This window comes from Mariluticola halotolerans, assembly GCF_021611515.1.
Taxonomy (GTDB): Bacteria; Pseudomonadota; Alphaproteobacteria; order Rhizobiales; family Devosiaceae; genus Mariluticola; species Mariluticola halotolerans.
Window position 1 is genome coordinate 1,885,101 of record NZ_CP090960.1, and the last position, 17,859, is coordinate 1,902,959.

The following is a 17,859-nucleotide window of genomic DNA, read 5'->3' on the forward strand; positions in this document are numbered from 1 at the left end:
CACCCCGGTTATTCTGCCGCGCGTCTGGCGGCCTTTTCAAATTTCTTGGTAATGCGCTCGCGCTTGAGCCGCGAGAGATAATCGATGAACAGCTTGCCGTTGAGGTGGTCCACCTCATGCTGCATGCAGGTGGCAAGCAGCCCGTCCGCTTCCCGCTCGATCGTTTCACCCTCAAGGTTCATATAGCGGATGCGGATGCGGTCGGGACGTTCGACTTCCTCGTAATATTCGGGGATCGACAGGCATCCCTCTTCATAAACCCGCGTCTCTTCGGAAACCCAGGTGATCTCGGGATTGATCAGGGTAATGGGGTCGGAGATTTCTTCCTCACCCTCGGCGACCTCGGCATCGTCAGCCCGTTTGGCGCAGTCGATCACAACGATCCGCTGCATCACGCCGATCTGGGGCGCGGCCAGACCAATGCCCGGCGCGTCATACATGGTCTCGAACATGTCCTTCACCAGCGCGCGGGTTTCATCGGTAATTTCGGTCACCGGCGCGGTCACCTGTTTCAGGCGCGGATCGGGAATGTACAATATCGGGCGAATGGCCATCGGTAGTCCTGCTCTTTCTTTCGCCTTGGATATGGTATTTTCCGGCGCGGCGGTCAACCTTTGGCCAGTTAACGGGCCTGCTAAAACGCGTTGTTTTTATGCGAATCCTGCTAAACTCCCTCCCATGAACACTCTGCTTTTCAATCTCGGCGGCTGGCCGGTGACATATGGCGCGGCAGCGCTTTTCGCGTTCGGGCTGATTGCGGCCCTGTTGGTGGCGGTGCTGATCGCCCTGTTCCGGGGCAATACGCGCCGGGCGGAAGAGGCCGCCCAACTGGCGACCGAGGGCCTCCGCACCAATTTCCTGCAACAACTGGCTGAGCGGGATGGCCGCATTCGCGATCTCGACAATCAGCTGCAACAGCAGCGTCAGGCCAATGCCAATCTGCAGGCCGATGCGGCAGCGCTTCGGGCGCAAATGGCCGAGCAGCTGAAGCAGAACGAGGCCAATCTCACCCGCTTCCAGACGGCCCGCCAGCAAATGACCGACGAGTTCAAGGCGATTGCCGGGGAAGTGCTCAAATCCCATGGCGAGACCTTTTCCAAGCAGAACCGCGAACAGGTCGACACGCTTTTAAAACCGCTCAATGACAAGATTGTCGAATTCCAGACCGGACTGTTACGAGACCGCGCGGAAATGGGAGAACGCATTCGCGCGCTGGCGGAAAGCAATCTGCAAATCACCACCGAGGCGCATAATCTCACCCGCGCCCTCAAGGGCAACTCGCAAACGCAAGGGGCGTGGGGCGAGATGATCCTTGAGACCATTCTCGAACGTTCCGGCTTGCGCGCGGGCGAGCAGTTCATCACCCAGCAAAGCCATACCGGCGAGGACGGGTCGCGGCTGCGCACCGATGTGGAAATCCTGATGCCGAATGGCGACCGGCTGGTGATCGATTCCAAGGTCTCGCTGACCGCCTTTGAAGCCTTCACCAATTGCGAGGATGATGACGAGCGCCAACGCCATTTGCTGGCCCATGTCACCTCGATCAGGGGTCATGTCAAAACCCTTGGCGAGAAGAATTACCAGCGCCACGCCAATTCCAGCCTCGATTATGTGATGATGTTCGTGCCCATTGAATCGGCGCTCTCAACGGCGGTGAATGCGGACGCAAAACTGTTCGAATATGGCATGAACCAGGGCGTCATGCTGACCACGCCGACCACGCTGATGACCGTTTTGCGCACGGTGCGCAATGTCTGGGACATTGAAAAACGCCATCAGAATGCCGAGGAGATCGCGGCCCGCGCCGGCACGCTTTACGACAAGGTGGCCGGGTTCCTTACCAATATGGACAAGCTGGGGCTGAATCTTGGGCGGGCGCAGCAAAGCTTTGAGGATGCGCGCAACCAGTTGTCCGGCGGGCGCGGCAGCGTGGTGCGGCAGGTGGAAATGTTGCGCGAACTGGGTGCCAAGACCGGAAAACCACTGCCCGCTGGCTGGGATAATGGCGCGAATGGCGAAGGTGACGCGCCGCAGCTCGGTACACCTGACGCGCGGACTGACGACGACTGACCCGGTTGCCCTTGTCAAATTGTCGTGAGCATCGCAATTCAGCCATGGGGCGCTGAAATGCTGAGGGCTTCACAATGAAGGAGGGCAGGCAATCATGGTTGAACGTGCAGACAAGAAGCCGGTGATCACCCAGGAAATGATCGCGCTTTACGACGACTATACCCACCTCTCACTCGATCGCCGCAAGTTCATGGATTCTCTGGTCAAACTGGCCGGGTCCACGGCGGCGGCGGCGGCAGCCGCCACGATGATGGCGGCAAATGCCAAGGCGCAGGACATGCTGCCCGAAACGGATGCGTCCATTGCGCACGAAACAGTGACCTATCCCGGCGCGACCGGCGAAATGCAGGGCTATCTCACCTATCCCGCGGGGGCCGAAGGACCGTTGCCGGCGGTGATTGTGGTGCATGAAAATCGCGGGCTTAACGCTCATATCAAGGATGTGGCCCGGCGCGTTGCCAATGAGGGTTTTCTGGTTCTCGCCCCGGACTTTCTGTCGCCTCTCGGTGGCACACCGGCGGATGAGGATGAAGCGCGCAACATGTTCGGGCAACTCAACGCGCCCGAGACGGCGGCAAATGGTGTTGCCAGTGTCGATTTCCTCAAAACCCATCAGCGCAGTAACGGCAAGGTGGGTGCCACCGGATTTTGCTGGGGCGGCGGCACGGTCAATGCCATTGCTGTGAACACGCCCGACCTGTTGGCCGGCGCGCCCTATTACGGGTCGCAACCAGCGGCGGAAGACGTGCCAAAGATCAAAGCCAAACTGGTATTGCACTATGCCGGCCTTGATGACCGGATCAATGCGGGCATTGCCGATTTTCAGGCAGCGCTCGATGCGGCAGGGACCGATTACGAGCTTTACATCTATGAGGGCGTCAACCATGCCTTCAACAACGACACCTCGGAAGCGCGCTATGACAAGGCGGCGGCGGACCTTGCATGGTCACGCACGATCGAATTGTTCAAATCGGTATTGGCCTAGCGGCCCCATCGCGCTAGTGGCGCGATGAGACAACCCGGATCGCAGGTTTCGGGGCGGCATCAGGTGCCGCCTCGAGAATGCGTTTGCCGCCGCTTGTATAATCCTTGAAATGATCGATGGTGACCGGACGCCCAAGGAAAAACCCTTGCGCCTCGGCACAGGTTTCCCCTTTGAGGAAATCCAGCTCCTCGGAGCGTTCCACGCCTTCAGCGAGCACCGGCAGGTTGAGGCCATGGCCAAGACCCAGCACCGCGCGCACAATCGTGGCTGACTGGTCGGACCGGTCAACCGAGCGGATAAACGACTGGTCGACCTTGATCTTGTCAAAGGCAAAGGCCCGCAGGTTCGACAGTGACGAATAGCCGGTGCCGAAATCATCCATGGCAATGCGCACGCCCAGCGCCTTGAGTTGGCCGAGCGCTGCCAGGGCCCGTCCCATATCCTTGATCAGCGCTGTCTCGGTGATCTCAAGTTCAAGCCGGCGCGGCGACAGACCGGTCTTGCGCAGCACGTCATGCACTTTTTGCGGGAAATTCTTGTTGTGCAGCTGCACGGTGGAGACGTTGACCGCAATGGAAAGCGGGTTTTTCCAGCCGGCAGCCTCACGGCACGCGGTTTCCAGCACCCATTCGCCGATCTGCAAGATCAGCCCGGTATCTTCGGCCAGCGGGATAAATGTTGCGGGAGAAATATCGCCGCGGTCGGGATGCCGCCAGCGCAACAGCGCTTCGAACCCGGTCAGCTCATTGTCCTTGATGCGCACCTGCGGCTGGTAAACCAGTTCCAGCTGGTTGCGGGCGACAGCGTTGCGCAGGTCATGTTCCAGCAGGCGCCGGTCGCGCACTTCGATTCCCATCTGGTCCTGGAAATAGCAATAATTGCCCCGGCCATCTTCCTTGGCGCGATAGAGCGCGGTGTCGGCGTGGTTCATCAAATGCGTGGCGTCGTCGGCATTGTCGGGGAAGACGGCAATACCGATACTGCCCGCCAGAACAGCGCTTTCACCCGAGCTTGCATTATCGTCGGCGAATGCCTGGAGGATTTCCCCGGCAATGCGCCCGGCTTCGTCAGGCGATGCAAGGTCGGGCAGCAGAATTGCAAATTCATCGCCGCCCAGACGCGCGGCCACCTGGCCTTCGTGGAAAGGCTGGGAGAGGCATTTTCCCACGCGCTTCAACACCACATCGCCAGCTGCATGGCCGAACAGGTCGTTGACTTCCTTGAACCGGTCCAGATCGAGGCAGAGCACTGCAAAAATGGTGCCGTGGCGGCGGGCGCTGCGCACCTCACGCTCCAGCGCCTCGGAAAAGCTGGTGCGATTGGGCAGGCCGGTCAGGGCGTCGTGATGGGCGAGAAAGCGGATATATTGCTCGGCTTCCTTGCGTGCGCTGAGATCGCGTACGGCAATGGCGTGCTGCTGCTTGCCCCCATAATCGACGGTGCGCAGGATGATTTCCGCGGCAAGAGCGCGCGTGCCGCCAACATTGATCTCGGCTTCCTTTGCCACTTCGGGATGCTCAACCAGCGCCTTGAATATGTCGGCATTGATATAGTCCGTGATATCCCGGCCAGCGATTGCCTCGGTGGTTGCCCCGACCAGTTCGGCGAAGCTGTTATTGACGGTTACAATGGTCTGGCCATCGCAAACCACAAGACCTTCCACGGCGGCGTTGGCGAGGCCGCGCATGCGGTCGCTTTCCCGCTCGGCGTGGCGCCGGTCGCGCAATTCCATATAAACACCGCCCAGCGCCGCCAGCAGGATCAATATGCTGGATGAGGCAATGGCGGCAGGCATGACCTCGCGGGCCACGCTGTTATTTGCGCCCACAATGGCGAAGCAGTCGGCAAAGCTGGCCGCGCCCATGGCGGTGAAATGCATGCTGCAAATGGCAAGGGTCAGGGTGGCTGCACCGGCAATTTTCCACTTCATGGCGTTGCCGCGCATGCCAAGGGCAAAGCCGATCGCGCCGAACAGGCTGCCAAAAACCACAGAGGTCAACACGATCATGGCATCCCAGGCAATCTGGCCGCCCACCAGCACAGAGGCCATGCCGGTATAGTGCATGCTGGCAATGGCGATGCCGGTGACAATGCCGCCAAGATAAAGGTCGCTGCGGCGATTGCCGATCGCTGCAATCCACAAGCCCCCGCCAGTAATGGTAATGGCGATCATCAGGGACAGCGCCGTCTTGAACGGGTCATAGCCCAGCGCCATGCCCGGATTGAAGGCCAGCATGCCGATAAAATGGGTGGACCAGATGCCGAAACCGCAGGCAATCGCTGCAATGACGAGCCAGACTTTCTGCATATTGCCGGTGTTTTTGCGCGCGTGGGTCAGCAGAATAATGGCGGAGAAAGAGGCTGTGGCGCAAACCGCCGCCGCCAGTGCGACCAGTCGCAGATCATGTTCAAAAAACAGCGTTTGTAAAACCGACAGCATTCAAAGCCCCTCGCGCAAAAAGCGTATTTCTGGCTTTGCTGCGTATAGGGAGGTGATTAACGAATGCTGCCGCAAGCCGGTTTTGAAAGGGGCCCGGGCGACAAAAAACCATCTTTAGTTAATGTATTCTCACCGGATTCTAGAGGCTGGTGCGCGCCTTGAGGGCCTGGCTGAGCGTGCCCTCGTCGAGATAATCCAGCTCGCCGCCCACCGGCACGCCATGGGCAAGCCGCGTGATCCGGACACCGCTTTCGGCCAGACGGTCGGTAATATAATGGGCCGTGGTCTGGCCCTCGACGGTGGCGTTGACCGCCAGGACGATTTCGGAAAACTGCCCGGCGCGGGCAATCAGCGCATCAATGGAAAGATCATCGGGGCCAACACCATCAAGCGGCGACATGACACCGCCCAGCACATGATAGCGCACCGCGCCCACCCCGGCGCGTTCCAGCGCCCAGAGGTCGGCCACATCCTCAACCACAATCAGCATGCCGGTTTCGCCCCGGCGCGGATCGGTGCAGATGCCGCAAGGCGAACGGGTATCGACATTGCCGCACTCCGCGCAAATCGTCACCGTTTCGACCGCCCTGTCGAGCGCTGCTGAAAGCGGGATCATCAATCCCTCTTTCTTCTTGATCAGGTGCAAAACGGCCCGGCGGGCCGAGCGCGGCCCAAGCCCTGGCAGGCGCGCCAGCAGCTGGATCAATTGCTCGATTTCGGGGCCACCGGAGGCGTGGTTCATTTGGGGCTCTGCTTAAAACGGCAGTTTCATGCCCGGGGGCAAAGGCAGGCCGGCGGCCATTTCCTGCATCTTCTCATTCATCATGCTTTCCGCCTTGGCGCGGGCATCCGCGTGGGCGGCAATGATCAGGTCTTCGATGATTTCCGCATCGCCATCGGCAATCAGGGAGGGGTCAATCTTGACGCCACGCATATCGCCCTTGCCGGTCAGGGTGACGGTGACCAGATCACCGCCCGAGGTGCCGGACACTTCGGCGCGCTGCAGCTCTTCCTGCATTTCGCCCATTTTGGCCTGCATTTCCTGGAACTTGCCCATCATGCCCATAATATCGCGCATCAGTCTTCATCCTCATCTTCTTCGACAGGGGCCACGGCAATTGCCTCTGGCTCTTCGTCGCGCACCCGCACGTCAACCACGCGGGCACCGGGAAAGGTTTCAAGAACCGCCTGTACCAGCGGGTCCTCATTGGCTGTGTCAAACCGCTCCCGGGTCACCGCCTCGCGGACCTCACGCAGGGTCGGTGCCGTTGTTTCGCGGCTGGATACGGTCACCAGCCAGGTGCGGCCGGTCCATGTTTTCAGCCGGGCAGACAAGGTGGCGATGATCGAGGGATTGGCATTCTCGGTCAGCGCCACTTCAATGCGGCCCTGTTCAAAGGTAATGGGCCTTAGATCGGATTCAAGCGCATGCTTGACGATCAGGTCGCGCTGTTCCCCGGCGAGGGCCACCAGTTCAGCATAGGATTGCGGGCTTGGCTTTGCCACCGCTTCCGGCGCTGTGCTGTGCTGGGGCGCCGGGCTTTCAGACGGTTGCGGCGCCTGGGCCAGCCTGCCGCCACCGCCATTATTGCCACCACCAACATAACCGCCGCCATTCCCCACCGGTCCGGGGCGTTCGGCCGGGGGCGGTGCGGCAGGTGCCGGCTGGTTGGAAAGCTTTTCGATCAGTTCATCCGGGGTCGGCAGGTCAGCGGCATAGGCAAGCCTTACCAGCACCATTTCAGCGGCCTGCAAGCCATTGCCCGCATTGGCGACTTCCCGCAGGCCATTACCCAAGATCTGCCATGTCCGGGTCAACACCCGCATGCCGAGTTTTTCCGCCATGCCGGGAATGCGCGCCCGCTCATCCGGGGTCAGGGACACATCATCGGCGGCAGCGGGGACGATTTTCATCCGGGTGACCATATGGGTCAGGTCAGCCAGATCGGCGACAATGGTCTGCGGGTCCGCGCCCGCATCATAAAGCGCCCGCGTGGCTTCGAGCGCCCCGGCAATATCGCCGCGCATCAGCAATTCGAACAAATCGATCATCGCGGCGCGGTCGGCAAGGCCAAGCATGGCCTTCACCGTTGCCGCCGTCACCGTGCCATCGCCATGGGCAATCGCCTGATCGAGCAGCGAGAGATTGTCGCGGGCCGAGCCTTCGCCCGCGCGCACGATCATGGCCAGCGCTTCAGGTTCGGCGGTGATGTTTTCTGCCGCCAGCAGCTTTTCGAGATAAGCTGTCATCACCTCGGGGGTGATCCGGCGCAAGTCAAACCGCTGGCAACGCGACAGGATCGTCACCGGCACCTTGCGGATCTCGGTCGTTGCGAAGATGAATTTCACATAAGGGGGCGGCTCTTCGAGCGTTTTCAGCAGCCCGTTAAAGGCCGCCGTCGAGAGCATGTGCACCTCATCGATGATATAGACCTTATAGGGGGCTGAGGCCGGGCCGTATTTCACCGAGTCGATGATTTCGCGGATATTGTCGATACCGGTATTGGAGGCCGCATCCATCTCGATCACATCGACATGACGGCCCTCGATAATCGCGCGGCAATGCTCGCCCTCTTTCGATAGATCAAGGGTCGGGTGCGGGCCGTTCTCATCGGCATAATTGAAGGCACGGGCGAGAATGCGCGCGGTCGTCGTCTTGCCCACCCCGCGCACGCCGGTCAGGATATAGGCATGGTGGATGCGGTTGGATTTGAACGCATTCCCCAACGTCTGCACCATCGCGTCCTGGCCGATGAGATCATCGAAGTTCAGGGGGCGGTATTTGCGCGCCAGAACCAGATAGGGCGTCGATGTCTTTTCGGCGCTCGCCATCAGCTTTTCGCCCATGTGTGCGTTGCGGATTTTGGAGATTCGGTTGTGCTCATGGGGCACAGTGTAGAAGTCTAGTAGGAGGCTGACAACGACCCGTGTCGAAACTCGTTGGGGCTGCTTCCTTCCGGACCTGACCCGGTTGGCGAGAAACACGTCCGCGCCAACCTCCCGCCGCCTATGTGGCGGATTGGCCGCCCAAATGCAAGAGGGAGACCTTCAATCTCTCGCTCCCGCCTTTTTCCATTCCAATATGCCCAGAACTTCCGCGAACATCTATTTGGCCAATTGCTGCTGGGTCCAGGCCACAATGTCGCTCGCCGCCATGGCGCCCGAAATCCGGCCAATCTCCCGGCCGTGCTGCATCAGCAACATGGTGGGAATGCCGCGAATGCCGAGCCGGGCCGAAATCTGCTGTTCCCGGTCGGAATTGAGCTTGATCACGCGCACAGCCGGCTCCAGCTGTCTGGCCGCCTGTTCATAGGCCGGGGCCATGGCGCGGCACGGTCCGCACCAGGGTGCCCAGACATCGACCAGAACCGGAATATCGCTCTTGGCGATCTGGCGTTCAAAATTCCTTGCATCAACATCAGAGGGCTTGCCGGCAAATAGCGGCTGTTTGCACGCACCGCATTTTGCCTCACGCGCCGGCTTGTCCGGTGCAACCTGGTTGATCTGTCCGCATTGGGCACAAACGATGTGGTTTTTGGTCATGATCGTGCGTCTCCTGCCTGTCCTCATCATATAAGAGAGAAATGGCAGAATTAAATTGATCTCGGTCAGATGGCGTCAGAAATGCGCCGCGCTTTTCAGTCGCCCTGCACCCGCGCTGCCGGATAGACGCCGAGCACTTTGAACATGTCGGTGAAGAACCCCAGTTCCTCCAGCGCCAGCCGCACCAGCCGGTCATCGGGATGGCCCTCGATATCGGCATAAAACTGGGTCGCGGTGAACGAGCCGTCGACCATATAGCTTTCCAGCTTGGTCATGTTGACCCCGTTGGTGGCAAAGCCGCCCATGGCTTTATAAAGCGCTGCGGGCACGTTGCGCACACGGAAAACGAATGTGGTTTTCACCGGGCCATTGCCTGCCGGGGCCTCGTCCTTTTTGCGCGACATCACCAGAAAGCGCGTTGTGTTATGGTCGGCGTCCTCGATATTTTCCGCCACCACGTCCAGCCCGTAAATATCGCCGGCCAGTTTGGAGGCGATGGCGGCCACGCTCTTGTCGCCCTTTTCGGCAATCTCATGGGCGGAACCGGCGGTATCCACAGCATTGATGGTCTTCAGCTTGTGCCGGGAAATGAATTTGCGGCACTGGCCAAGCGCCACGGAGAGCGATTGCACCGATTTGATGTCATCAAGCGTCGCGCCGGGCACGCCAAGCAGGTTCATACGGATCGGCTGATAGTGCTCGCCGACAATATATAGCCCGCTTTCGGGCAGCAAATGGTGGATATCGGCAATGCGGCCATAAAGCGAATTTTCAATCGGGACCACGGCAAAATCGGCATCCCCATTCTGCACCGCGCCAATCGTGTCCTCAAAAGTGGTGCAGGGCAAAATCTCGTCATCAGGGAAAACCGCATGCGCTGCGGCGTGGCTGAACGCACCCGCTTCACCCTGAAAGGCTATTTTCCGTGTCATGCTGCATCACTCCATTACCAAGGCCGCGGCACTTTTCTCACCGCGACTTGCCGGAGTCAAACAAAACGGATATTGCGTGTTTTTATCGTTTGCATGGTTTTGGGGCCAATTGTGGCGCGCGTTGTCGCACCCTTGGGAAACCCGGTTGCGTGGGCTTCGGCTTGACTATATCTTCCGCCCGCACAGGTGGCCCAGAATCACCTGACCCGCAAACACAGTTTTTGAAGTTCCGCCGGCCGTCGCGCCCAGCGGGAATGGTACGGAGAGACCGGTTATGGATTCCTTTGAGCTGAACAAGATTATCGGTGCAATTCTGGGCACGCTTTTGTTCGTGATGGGTGTTGGCTTTGTCGCCGAGGCGATTTATGCGCCGATTGAAGACAATGGTGCCGGGTACACACTCGCAGAAGCCGAAGGTGCCGGACATGGCGGCGGCGAAGAAGTCGTTGAAGAAAAAACACCGCTGGGTGTGCTTCTGGCCAGCGCCGATCCTGCCAAGGGTGAGAGCGTCGCCAAGAAGTGCGCATCGTGCCACAATTTTGAAGCGGGCGCGGCCAACAAGACCGGCCCTGGCCTTTACGGCGTTGTCGGTCACCCGATCGCCAGCCATGACGGTTTTGCCTATTCCGATGCCCTGGCCAGCCTTGGTGCGGAAGGCGAGACATGGACCTATGAAAATCTCGATGCGTTCCTGACCTCGCCCAAGGCTTTTGCACCGGGCACCAAGATGACCTTTGCCGGCCTGCGCCGTGACAATGAACGCGCCGACCTTCTGGCCTATTTGCAGACGCTCTCTGATGCGCCGGTTGCCTTCCCCGAGCCGCCGGCTGAAGAGACCGCGCTTGAGGAAATCGTCGACAATGAAGGCGGCGATGCCGAGATGCAGGCTGAGGAAGAGGCTGCACCGAGCGATGCTGCTGTTGAAGAAGCAACCGAAGCCGCCCCTGCCCACTAAGCTGCGGCGACGACACTATTTCGACGGGCCGGACCTTTAAGGGTGCGGCCCGTTTTATTTTGAGGAGGACACCATGGCGCTGTTACTGCATTTGAGCGATGTCGACGAGAACCGCTGGGCCGAACGGCTGGGCGAAAAGCTTGGCGATTATCCCATTGTGCGGCGCGGTGATGCCTATGACCCCGCAGACATTCGCTACATCTTTGTCTGGAAGCCCAAGGACGACGCTTTTGACGGACTCGACAATCTGAAGGCGGTCCTCTCGCTTGGTGCCGGGGTTGATGCCCTCATGCGGCACCCGCGCCTGCCCGAAGGCGTGCCAATCGTGCGTTTTGTCGATGATGAGCTGAGCCAGTGCATGAGCGATTATGTTGTTGCCCATGTCACCATGCATCACCGGCTTTATACCCGCTATCGCGCCGCCCAGGCCGCGCGGGAGTGGACGCAGCTTTATCCGCCCCCCGCATGGGATATCAATGTGGGGGTGATGGGGCTTGGTGTGCTGGGACAGGACGCCCTTAAGCGTCTACGCCCGCTCGGGTTCAATCTTCTGGGCTGGAGCCGGTCGCCGAAACCCATTGAAGGGGTTAAGGGCTTTGCCGGTCCTGATCAGTTCGACAGCTTCCTCAGCCAGACCGATATTCTGGTCAATCTGCTGCCGCTCACCCCGGAGACCCAGGGCATTCTCAACTACGAGACCTTTGGCAAGCTGAGGCGCGGTGTGCTCGATGGCGGTCCTGCCATCGTCAATCCGGCCCGGGGCGGGCATCAGGTGGAGGCTGACATCGTTGCAGCCCTGGGAGATGGCACACTGGGCGCGGCCAGTCTCGATGTGTTCGCGGTCGAGCCGCTGCCCAAGGTGAGCCCACTCTGGTCAATCGAGAATTGCTATATCACCCCGCATATCGCGGCGATCTCCAATCCGGAGACCGGGGTCAATTATTTCTCGAAAGTGCTGCTCGATCATGAGGCGGGCAAACCGCTGGTCAATGTCGTCGATGTCGCCAAAGGCTATTAGCCTTTGGCACAAGCTTTAGCCCAGCCCTTAAAGCGGGGCTGGGAAAGGCTGAAACAGGGCTTACGAAAAGCGTTGTTTCAGGGTGTCATAAACCGCGCGGATCCCCTGATCCGTCCCCCCAAAACTGCGCCCCTGACGCGGCTCGGGCGCCCAGCCGAATATATCCAGATGCGCCCAGGCTTTTGCCTGTTTCACAAAGCGCTGCAGGAACAGGGCCGCCGTTATCGACCCGGCCATGCCGCCGCTGGAGATGTGGTTCACATCAGCAATCTTTGAGCCCAGCAGGCGGTCATAGGGCGCCCAAAGCGGCATGTGCCAAAGCGGATCATCCAGCGCAAGTCCTGATTGCATAAGGCTTTTTGCCAATTCATCATCGCGCGTGTAAAGCGGTGGCAGCTCTGGCCCCAGCGCCACCCGCGCGGCCCCTGTCAGGGTTGCCATATCGATGATCAGCTCCGGGCTTTCCTCATCGGCCAGCGCCAGCGCGTCAGCAAGGATCAGCCGCCCTTCCGCATCGGTATTGCCGATCTCCACATTCAGCCCCGCACGCGAGGGCAAGACATCACCCGGCCGGAACGCCGATGCCGAGATCGCATTCTCCACCACCGGCAACAAAACCCGCAACCGCACCTTGAGCCCGGCACTAACAATGGCATGGGCCAGCCCCAGCACATTGGCGGCACCGCCCATATCTTTTTTCATTAACAACATGCCCGCCGCCGGCTTGATGTCCAGTCCGCCGGTATCGAAGGTAACCCCTTTCCCCACAAGGGTAATTTTTGGATGCGATTTATCTCCCCAGGTGAGATCCATCAGGCGCGGCGCCTCGGCGCTGGCGCGGCCGACCGCGTGGATCATGGGGAAATTTTCCTTGAGCAACTGGTCGCCGACAATTGCCTTCACGCTCATCTTGCGCGCCTTGGCAAAGGCGCGGATGGCCGCATCAAACGCGTCCGGCCCCAGGTCATTGGGCGGGGTGTTGATCAGGTCACGGGCAATCGTTGCCGCCTCACCCAACCGCTCAACCTCGGCATTATCCGTCCCCTCAACCGGGGCCAGCGTCACCGCCCCGCCATTGGATTTGTACTTCTCAAACCGGTAGCCACCCAGCCGGAAGCCCAATGCTGCCAGCAGGGGATCGCCATAGGCGCCGGTCAGCTGATAATGCCCCGGGGCCAGCGCTGTGGCGGCCAGACCCGTGGTCATTTGCGGGTACGCATCCGCTGCCCCCATGCCGAACAAGTAGCCGTCCAACGCGCCCGTTTCCCCGGGCAATGCCAGCAGCCGGCCGCGCTGACCGTTAAAGCCGTTGGCACCCGCCCATTTGGTGTGTTGCGGCGACAGCCCCGCTTTTGCCACCCCCTCTTCGGGTACACAGATTACCGGGATTGCCGCTTTGGACTTTTGCGCTACCAACTGAGATCTCCTTGCATGTCCCGCAGATTTAGCCCGTCACCGGCGTGCGGGCAAGGAGAACAACCGACCCGATTTAACGGCCTGTTAGGGTTAATGATTTATTGAATGGGGACGGTCTGCCGCGCTTTCTGGGCAGCCATGCTGGAGAACAGGTACCCGTGTTGCGCGTTTTTAGTTCTAACCCGAAATCATTTCGCACCCTGTTGCTCGCCGGCGTCGCCGCGCTGGCACTGAGCGCATGCGCCAGCAACCGCACCACCATGCAGACACCGGATTATTCCGGGCTGTCGCAGGCCGAATCTCAGCAAAACCTGTCGCACCTCTCGGGCCGCTATGCATCCAACCCGCGCGACAAGGGTACGATCATACAATTCTCCGCCGCCCTGCGCTCTGTGGGCCAGACGGGTCAGGCGGTTGCCGTGTTGCAGCAGGCCATCGGCTACTATCCCAATGATCCGGACATCAAGATCGCCTATGCCAAGGCACTCACCGCCGATGGCAAATTCGCGCAAGGTCTTGAGATCGTCGAACAAACCATTCGCCCCGACCGCCCGGACTGGAATGCCCTGTCGGTCAAGGGGGCAATTCTTGACCAGATGGGCGAGCACGCCATGGCGCGCCAGCTTTATCAGCAGGCTCTGGTGATCTCACCGGGCCGCGCATCGCTGGAAGCCAATCTGGGGCTGTCCTTTGCCATGACCAATGACCTGACGCAGGCCGAGGCGCATTTGCGCCGGGCTGTGGCCATGCAAGGGGCGACCAGCCAGATCCGGCAAAACCTGGCTCTGGTGCTCGGCTTGCAGGGCCGCTTTGACGAGGCCCGGGCCATTTACGCCCAGACCCTGCCGCCCGAACAGGTTGAATCCAACATGGCCTATATCCGCGCCCTGCTGACACAGCAGAACCGCTGGGACGTGATCAAGGATTCCAAGTAAACCAAGCCCTACCCATTAAAAAACCCGGCCTGCGCCAAGCAGTGCCGGGTTTTTTGTTATCTGTTGCCGGGCACCGGCTCTAGCCGCCGGCCAGTGTGCCGCCGGGGCCGAAAATCTTGAGCATGGCCGGGGCCATGATGACGATGAACAGCACCGGTAGAAAGAAAACGATCAGCGGCACGGTCAGCTTTGGCGGCAAGGCACCGGCCTTCTTCTCGGCTTCCATCATGCGGGCCTCGCGCCCTTCCGCCGCCATGACACGCAGGGCCTGACCGACAGAGGTACCGTATTTGTCTGCCTGGATCAGCGCGGTCATGACCGAGCGCACACCGTCCAGCCCGGTGCGTTTACCGAGGTTTTCGTAAGCGCGGGTGCGGTCTTCAAGAAATGACAATTCCGCGGTGGTCAGCGTCAGTTCCTCAGCCAGCTCAACGCTTTGCTCGCCGATTTCCTTGGCAACGCGCTTGAACGCATGTTCGATGGACATGCCACTTTCCACACAGAGCAGCATCAAATCAAGACAGTCAGACCAGGCGCGCCGGATCGATTGCTGGCGCTTGGTGATCCGGTTGCGCAGCAGAATAACCGGCAGGTAGGAGCCCAGAATGCCGATGCCCACCGCATAGGCAAATGACATGTAAAGCGGCTGATCCTTGAGATAGGTCAGTGACAGGTAAATCAGCGAAATCAGGAACATCACAAAGGGTGTGACGAAACGCATGAACAAGAAGGTGGTCAGCGGTCCCTTGCCGCGATAGCCCGCGCGCTGCAGGTTCTCGAGCGTCCCCTCATCGGCAAAAGCCTTTTGCAGGGAGAACTTGTCGACCACCGCCTTCATATAGGTCTTGGATTCGCTGCCGGCGCGGATCGAGCCTTTTTTCTCGCTGGAGGCGCGCAGGCGCGCCATTTCCTCGGCGCGCATGCGCTCGCGTTCCAGTGCCACACGCTTGATGCGGTTCCGCATGGCCGAGCGGTCGGTGAACTGGGCGCCGAGCGTGAAAACAATGGCCGCCACCGAAACCGCGGCGAGCATGGCCATGAGAAAATCGCGACTGGTCAGAAGCTCTATGAAATTCATCTGCCGGTCCTAAATATCGAACTGAATCATGCGGTTCATGATAAAGCCACCAATGAACATCATCAGCGCCCCGATGCCCAACCACAAATGGCCCAGCGTGCTGGCGAAAAGCGGCGTCAGATAACCGGGGCTTGCAAGGCTGACCAGCACCGCAACGATGAAGGGCAGGGCACCAATAATCATGGCCGACGCCTTGGCTTCGGACGACATGGCCTGAATTTTGGATTTCATCTTTTTGCGGTTCCGCAACACGCCGCTCAGATTGCCCAGCGCTTCGGAGAGGTTGCCGCCCGCCTGCTGCTGCACGGTGATGACGACGACAAAGAAATTGACCTCAGGCAGGGGCACGCGATCATAGAGCACGGTTACCGCCTCCATCATCGATTTGCCGATGGATTGCTGCTCGATCACGCGGTTGAATTCCGAACGGACCGGTTCCTTGATTTCCCTTGCCACCAGCCGGATGGAATCATTGAGCGGCATGCCCGATTTGATACCACGCACAATTGCGTCGACAGCATTGGGCAGTTCATCGAGAAACTTGTTCTGATAGCGCTTGCGGCGGAACCCCAGGAACCACATCGGCGCGACATAGGCCCCAGCACACCCGAAAATCAGCGAAAACAGAAGCGGCACGCCGAGAATGAAACACACCACGAAGACCACAATTCCCAGAATTACGGCGTTGCGGATGAAGGCCCCGCGCTTGATCTTGAGTCCCGCCTGATAAATACGGGCCTGCAGCGAGACGCTTTTCTTGCGCTTTTTCAAGGCATCAGTTTGCTGCTTTAACGCTTCCTGCACCGATTTGCGGCGGTCTTCGCGCGTGCGCTCGGCAACGATACCGACCCGGTTTTCCTGATAATTGCCTTGCAGCGCCTTGCGCCTTTTATCGGCACGGCCGCTTCCCAGCACCGAGGGGACAAAGGCGACGCCAAGGGCGCCGATCGAGATAAAGGCAAGCAGGGCCAGCAGTATCGGGGACATGACGGCTCCTAGTTCTCTACCATGTTGCGGTGTTCGGTATTGGCGTTTTCAAGCGCCTGAACCAGGTTGGCTTCTTCGTTGAAATAGCGGGCCCGCTCATTGAACTGCGGTTTGGTGATGCCGGTTGAACGATGCACGCCGAGCAGGTTGCCCTGGGCGTCTTCGCCCTGAATGTCATAGACAAAGATATCCTGGGTTACGATAACCTCGCCTTCCATGCCCAACACCTCGGAGATGTGCGTGATGCGGCGCGAGCCGTCGCGCAGACGCGCGGCCTGCACGATCACATCGATCGATGAAACGATCATTTCGCGAATGGTGCGCGAGGGCAGCGAATAGCCGCCCATGGTAATCATGGATTCAAGGCGGGACAGAGCTTCACGCGGGGAGTTGGCGTGGAGGGTGCCCATGGAACCGTCATGGCCGGTGTTCATGGCCTGGAGCAAATCGAAAGCTTCCGGGCCACGCACTTCGCCGACGATGATGCGTTCAGGCCGCATACGCAGGCAGTTCTTGACCAGATCTCGCATGGTGATCTCACCCTCGCCCTCAAGGTTGGGCGGACGGGTTTCCAGCCGCACACAATGGGGCTGCTGCAATTGAAGTTCCGCGGAATCCTCGCAGGTGATGACGCGCTCGTCTTTTTCAATGAACGCTGTCAGACAGTTCAGCAATGTCGTCTTGCCCGAACCGGTACCGCCAGAGATCAGCACATTGGCCCGGACCCGGCCCAGAATACGCAGGACTTCGGCACCGTCTGGCGAGATCGATCCGAACTTGACCAGCTGCGGCAGGGTCAGCTTGTCCTTTTTAAACTTACGAATGGTCAGCGCGGCACCATCAATGGACAGGGGCGGCGCGATGACGTTGACGCGGGAACCATCGGGCAGGCGCGCGTCGCATATGGGGGAACTTTCATCGACGCGGCGGCCAACCTGGCTCACGATGCGCTGGCAGACATTCATCAAATGCGCATCATCGCGGAAGCGGACATTGGTCAGCTTCACCTTGCCGTTGACTTCGATATAGCACTTTTGCGAGCCGTTGATCATGATATCGGCAATGTCATCGCGGGCCAGCAACGGCTCCAGCGGACCATAACCGAGCACGTCGTTACAGATATCCTCAAGCAGGTCCTCCTGCTCGGAAATCGACATGACGATGGATTTCAGCGCGATGATTTCCGCAACAATGTCGCGGATTTCCTCACGCGAGGATTCCATGTCCATGCTGGCCAGCTGGCTCAGATCGATGGAATCGATCAGGGCGGTAAAAATCGTCGATTTGGTCTGGAAATAGTTGTCCGTGCGGCCAGCAGCTTCCGGCTTCACATCCAGAACCTCATCCTGAAGCCCCGAAAGCTCAACCCTGCGGGCGGGTGCGGGTTCCTGCGCCGGGCGGGGTGCCCGTTCGGCGGGCGCAGGCGTCGCCGCCGGCCGCACCGGTGTGCTGGTCGGATTTTCCGTATTGCCACCAAAACTCGTACGCTTGCCAAACATC

Annotated in this window: 16 protein-coding genes and 1 other RNA gene; 5 read left to right on the plus strand and 12 right to left on the minus strand. The window is 59.7% G+C overall.

From position 1 onward, the window contains the following. Positions 1-8: 8 nt before the first annotated feature. Complete coding sequence (gene def / locus L1P08_RS09020; RefSeq protein ID WP_303616695.1) at positions 9-554, minus strand: peptide deformylase; 546 nt, start codon at positions 552-554, stop codon at positions 9-11. Between the two features lie 124 nt (positions 555-678). Between def and L1P08_RS09025 the strand changes: the two genes are divergently transcribed. Both L1P08_RS09025 and L1P08_RS09030 read left to right on the plus strand, forming a co-directional pair. Next, positions 679-2,070: a DNA recombination protein RmuC gene (locus tag L1P08_RS09025; protein WP_303616696.1), complete on the plus strand. Its 1,392-nt coding sequence runs from the start codon at positions 679-681 to the stop codon at positions 2,068-2,070. 94 nt (positions 2,071-2,164) lie between these two features. Beyond that, entirely contained in the window at positions 2,165-3,055 is an 891-nt protein-coding gene (locus L1P08_RS09030; RefSeq protein ID WP_303616697.1) for a dienelactone hydrolase family protein, read from the plus strand. 13 nt (positions 3,056-3,068) lie between these two features. Here the strand turns inward: L1P08_RS09030 and L1P08_RS09035 are convergent, their stop codons facing one another. The 7 genes from L1P08_RS09035 to L1P08_RS09065 form a co-directional block, all read right to left on the minus strand. Further along, positions 3,069-5,495: a bifunctional diguanylate cyclase/phosphodiesterase gene (locus tag L1P08_RS09035; RefSeq protein ID WP_303616698.1), complete on the minus strand. Its 2,427-nt coding sequence runs from the start codon at positions 5,493-5,495 to the stop codon at positions 3,069-3,071. Positions 5,496-5,634: 139 nt separating this feature from the next. Further along, positions 5,635-6,237, minus strand: coding sequence for a recombination mediator RecR (gene recR / locus L1P08_RS09040; protein WP_303616699.1), 603 nt, complete (start codon positions 6,235-6,237; stop codon positions 5,635-5,637). Positions 6,238-6,249: 12 nt separating this feature from the next. Further along, complete coding sequence (locus L1P08_RS09045) at positions 6,250-6,573, minus strand: YbaB/EbfC family nucleoid-associated protein (protein WP_303616700.1); 324 nt, start codon at positions 6,571-6,573, stop codon at positions 6,250-6,252. Beyond that, entirely contained in the window at positions 6,573-8,327 is a 1,755-nt protein-coding gene (locus L1P08_RS09050) for a DNA polymerase III subunit gamma/tau (RefSeq protein ID WP_303616701.1), read from the minus strand. The genes L1P08_RS09045 and L1P08_RS09050 overlap by 1 nt, the downstream gene beginning before the upstream one ends. 73 nt (positions 8,328-8,400) lie before the next feature. Beyond that, positions 8,401-8,497: signal recognition particle sRNA small type (gene ffs, locus L1P08_RS09055), an RNA gene on the minus strand. A gap of 103 nt (positions 8,498-8,600) precedes the next feature. Further along, positions 8,601-9,038 carry a thioredoxin TrxC gene (gene trxC, locus L1P08_RS09060; protein WP_303616702.1) on the minus strand — a complete coding sequence of 146 codons (438 nt, stop codon included), beginning with the start codon at positions 9,036-9,038 and terminating at the stop codon, positions 8,601-8,603. 95 nt (positions 9,039-9,133) lie between these two features. Beyond that, positions 9,134-9,970, minus strand: a complete 837-nt coding sequence (locus tag L1P08_RS09065) for a prephenate dehydratase (protein WP_303616703.1) — start codon at positions 9,968-9,970, stop codon at positions 9,134-9,136. Positions 9,971-10,244: 274 nt separating this feature from the next. Here L1P08_RS09065 and L1P08_RS09070 point away from each other — a divergent pair, with 274 nt between their 5' ends. Together L1P08_RS09070 and L1P08_RS09075 are read left to right on the plus strand one after the other, a co-directional pair. Then, complete coding sequence (locus tag L1P08_RS09070) at positions 10,245-10,925, plus strand: c-type cytochrome (RefSeq protein ID WP_303616704.1); 681 nt, start codon at positions 10,245-10,247, stop codon at positions 10,923-10,925. 73 nt (positions 10,926-10,998) lie between these two features. Next, a complete protein-coding gene (locus tag L1P08_RS09075) occupies positions 10,999-11,943 on the plus strand; it encodes a 2-hydroxyacid dehydrogenase (protein WP_303616705.1) in 945 nt (314 codons plus the stop codon). Positions 11,944-12,003: 60 nt separating this feature from the next. Here L1P08_RS09075 and L1P08_RS09080 read toward each other — a convergent pair whose 3' ends face one another. Beyond that, positions 12,004-13,359 carry a leucyl aminopeptidase family protein gene (locus L1P08_RS09080; RefSeq protein ID WP_303616706.1) on the minus strand — a complete coding sequence of 452 codons (1,356 nt, stop codon included), beginning with the start codon at positions 13,357-13,359 and terminating at the stop codon, positions 12,004-12,006. Between the two features lie 158 nt (positions 13,360-13,517). Here L1P08_RS09080 and L1P08_RS09085 point away from each other — a divergent pair, with 158 nt between their 5' ends. After that, positions 13,518-14,294 carry a tetratricopeptide repeat protein gene (locus tag L1P08_RS09085; RefSeq protein WP_303616707.1) on the plus strand — a complete coding sequence of 259 codons (777 nt, stop codon included), beginning with the start codon at positions 13,518-13,520 and terminating at the stop codon, positions 14,292-14,294. A gap of 79 nt (positions 14,295-14,373) precedes the next feature. On the opposite strand, the gene L1P08_RS09090 is transcribed toward L1P08_RS09085, so the two are convergent. From L1P08_RS09090 to L1P08_RS09100, 3 genes are read right to left on the minus strand one after another with little or no spacing between them, the layout of a single operon-like run. Then, positions 14,374-15,372: a type II secretion system F family protein gene (locus tag L1P08_RS09090; RefSeq protein WP_303616708.1), complete on the minus strand. Its 999-nt coding sequence runs from the start codon at positions 15,370-15,372 to the stop codon at positions 14,374-14,376. A gap of 9 nt (positions 15,373-15,381) precedes the next feature. Beyond that, positions 15,382-16,359 carry a type II secretion system F family protein gene (locus tag L1P08_RS09095; RefSeq protein ID WP_303616709.1) on the minus strand — a complete coding sequence of 326 codons (978 nt, stop codon included), beginning with the start codon at positions 16,357-16,359 and terminating at the stop codon, positions 15,382-15,384. An 8-nt stretch (positions 16,360-16,367) separates the two neighbouring features. Continuing rightward, positions 16,368-17,858, minus strand: a complete 1,491-nt coding sequence (locus L1P08_RS09100) for a TadA family conjugal transfer-associated ATPase (RefSeq protein ID WP_303616710.1) — start codon at positions 17,856-17,858, stop codon at positions 16,368-16,370. Between the last annotated feature and the right edge of the window lies 1 nt (position 17,859).

What these genes read in the sequence shown, in the direction of transcription:
- L1P08_RS09045 (WP_303616700.1), bottom strand. Translation starts at nt 6,573, where the DNA reads ATGCGCGATATTATGGGCATGATGGGCAAGTTCCAGGAAATGCAGGCC.
- L1P08_RS09030 (WP_303616697.1), top strand. Translation starts at nt 2,165, where the DNA reads ATGGTTGAACGTGCAGACAAGAAGCCGGTGATCACCCAGGAAATGATC.
- trxC (WP_303616702.1), bottom strand. Translation starts at nt 9,038, where the DNA reads ATGACCAAAAACCACATCGTTTGTGCCCAATGCGGACAGATCAACCAG.
- L1P08_RS09035 (WP_303616698.1), bottom strand. Translation starts at nt 5,495, where the DNA reads ATGCTGTCGGTTTTACAAACGCTGTTTTTTGAACATGATCTGCGACTG.
- L1P08_RS09075 (WP_303616705.1), top strand. Translation starts at nt 10,999, where the DNA reads ATGGCGCTGTTACTGCATTTGAGCGATGTCGACGAGAACCGCTGGGCC.
- recR (WP_303616699.1), bottom strand. Translation starts at nt 6,237, where the DNA reads ATGAACCACGCCTCCGGTGGCCCCGAAATCGAGCAATTGATCCAGCTG.
- L1P08_RS09100 (WP_303616710.1), bottom strand. Translation starts at nt 17,858, where the DNA reads ATGTTTGGCAAGCGTACGAGTTTTGGTGGCAATACGGAAAATCCGACC.
- L1P08_RS09065 (WP_303616703.1), bottom strand. Translation starts at nt 9,970, where the DNA reads ATGACACGGAAAATAGCCTTTCAGGGTGAAGCGGGTGCGTTCAGCCAC.
- L1P08_RS09050 (WP_303616701.1), bottom strand. Translation starts at nt 8,327, where the DNA reads ATGGCGAGCGCCGAAAAGACATCGACGCCCTATCTGGTTCTGGCGCGC.
- def (WP_303616695.1), bottom strand. Translation starts at nt 554, where the DNA reads ATGGCCATTCGCCCGATATTGTACATTCCCGATCCGCGCCTGAAACAG.
- L1P08_RS09090 (WP_303616708.1), bottom strand. Translation starts at nt 15,372, where the DNA reads ATGAATTTCATAGAGCTTCTGACCAGTCGCGATTTTCTCATGGCCATG.
- L1P08_RS09025 (WP_303616696.1), top strand. Translation starts at nt 679, where the DNA reads ATGAACACTCTGCTTTTCAATCTCGGCGGCTGGCCGGTGACATATGGC.
- L1P08_RS09070 (WP_303616704.1), top strand. Translation starts at nt 10,245, where the DNA reads ATGGATTCCTTTGAGCTGAACAAGATTATCGGTGCAATTCTGGGCACG.
- L1P08_RS09095 (WP_303616709.1), bottom strand. Translation starts at nt 16,359, where the DNA reads ATGTCCCCGATACTGCTGGCCCTGCTTGCCTTTATCTCGATCGGCGCC.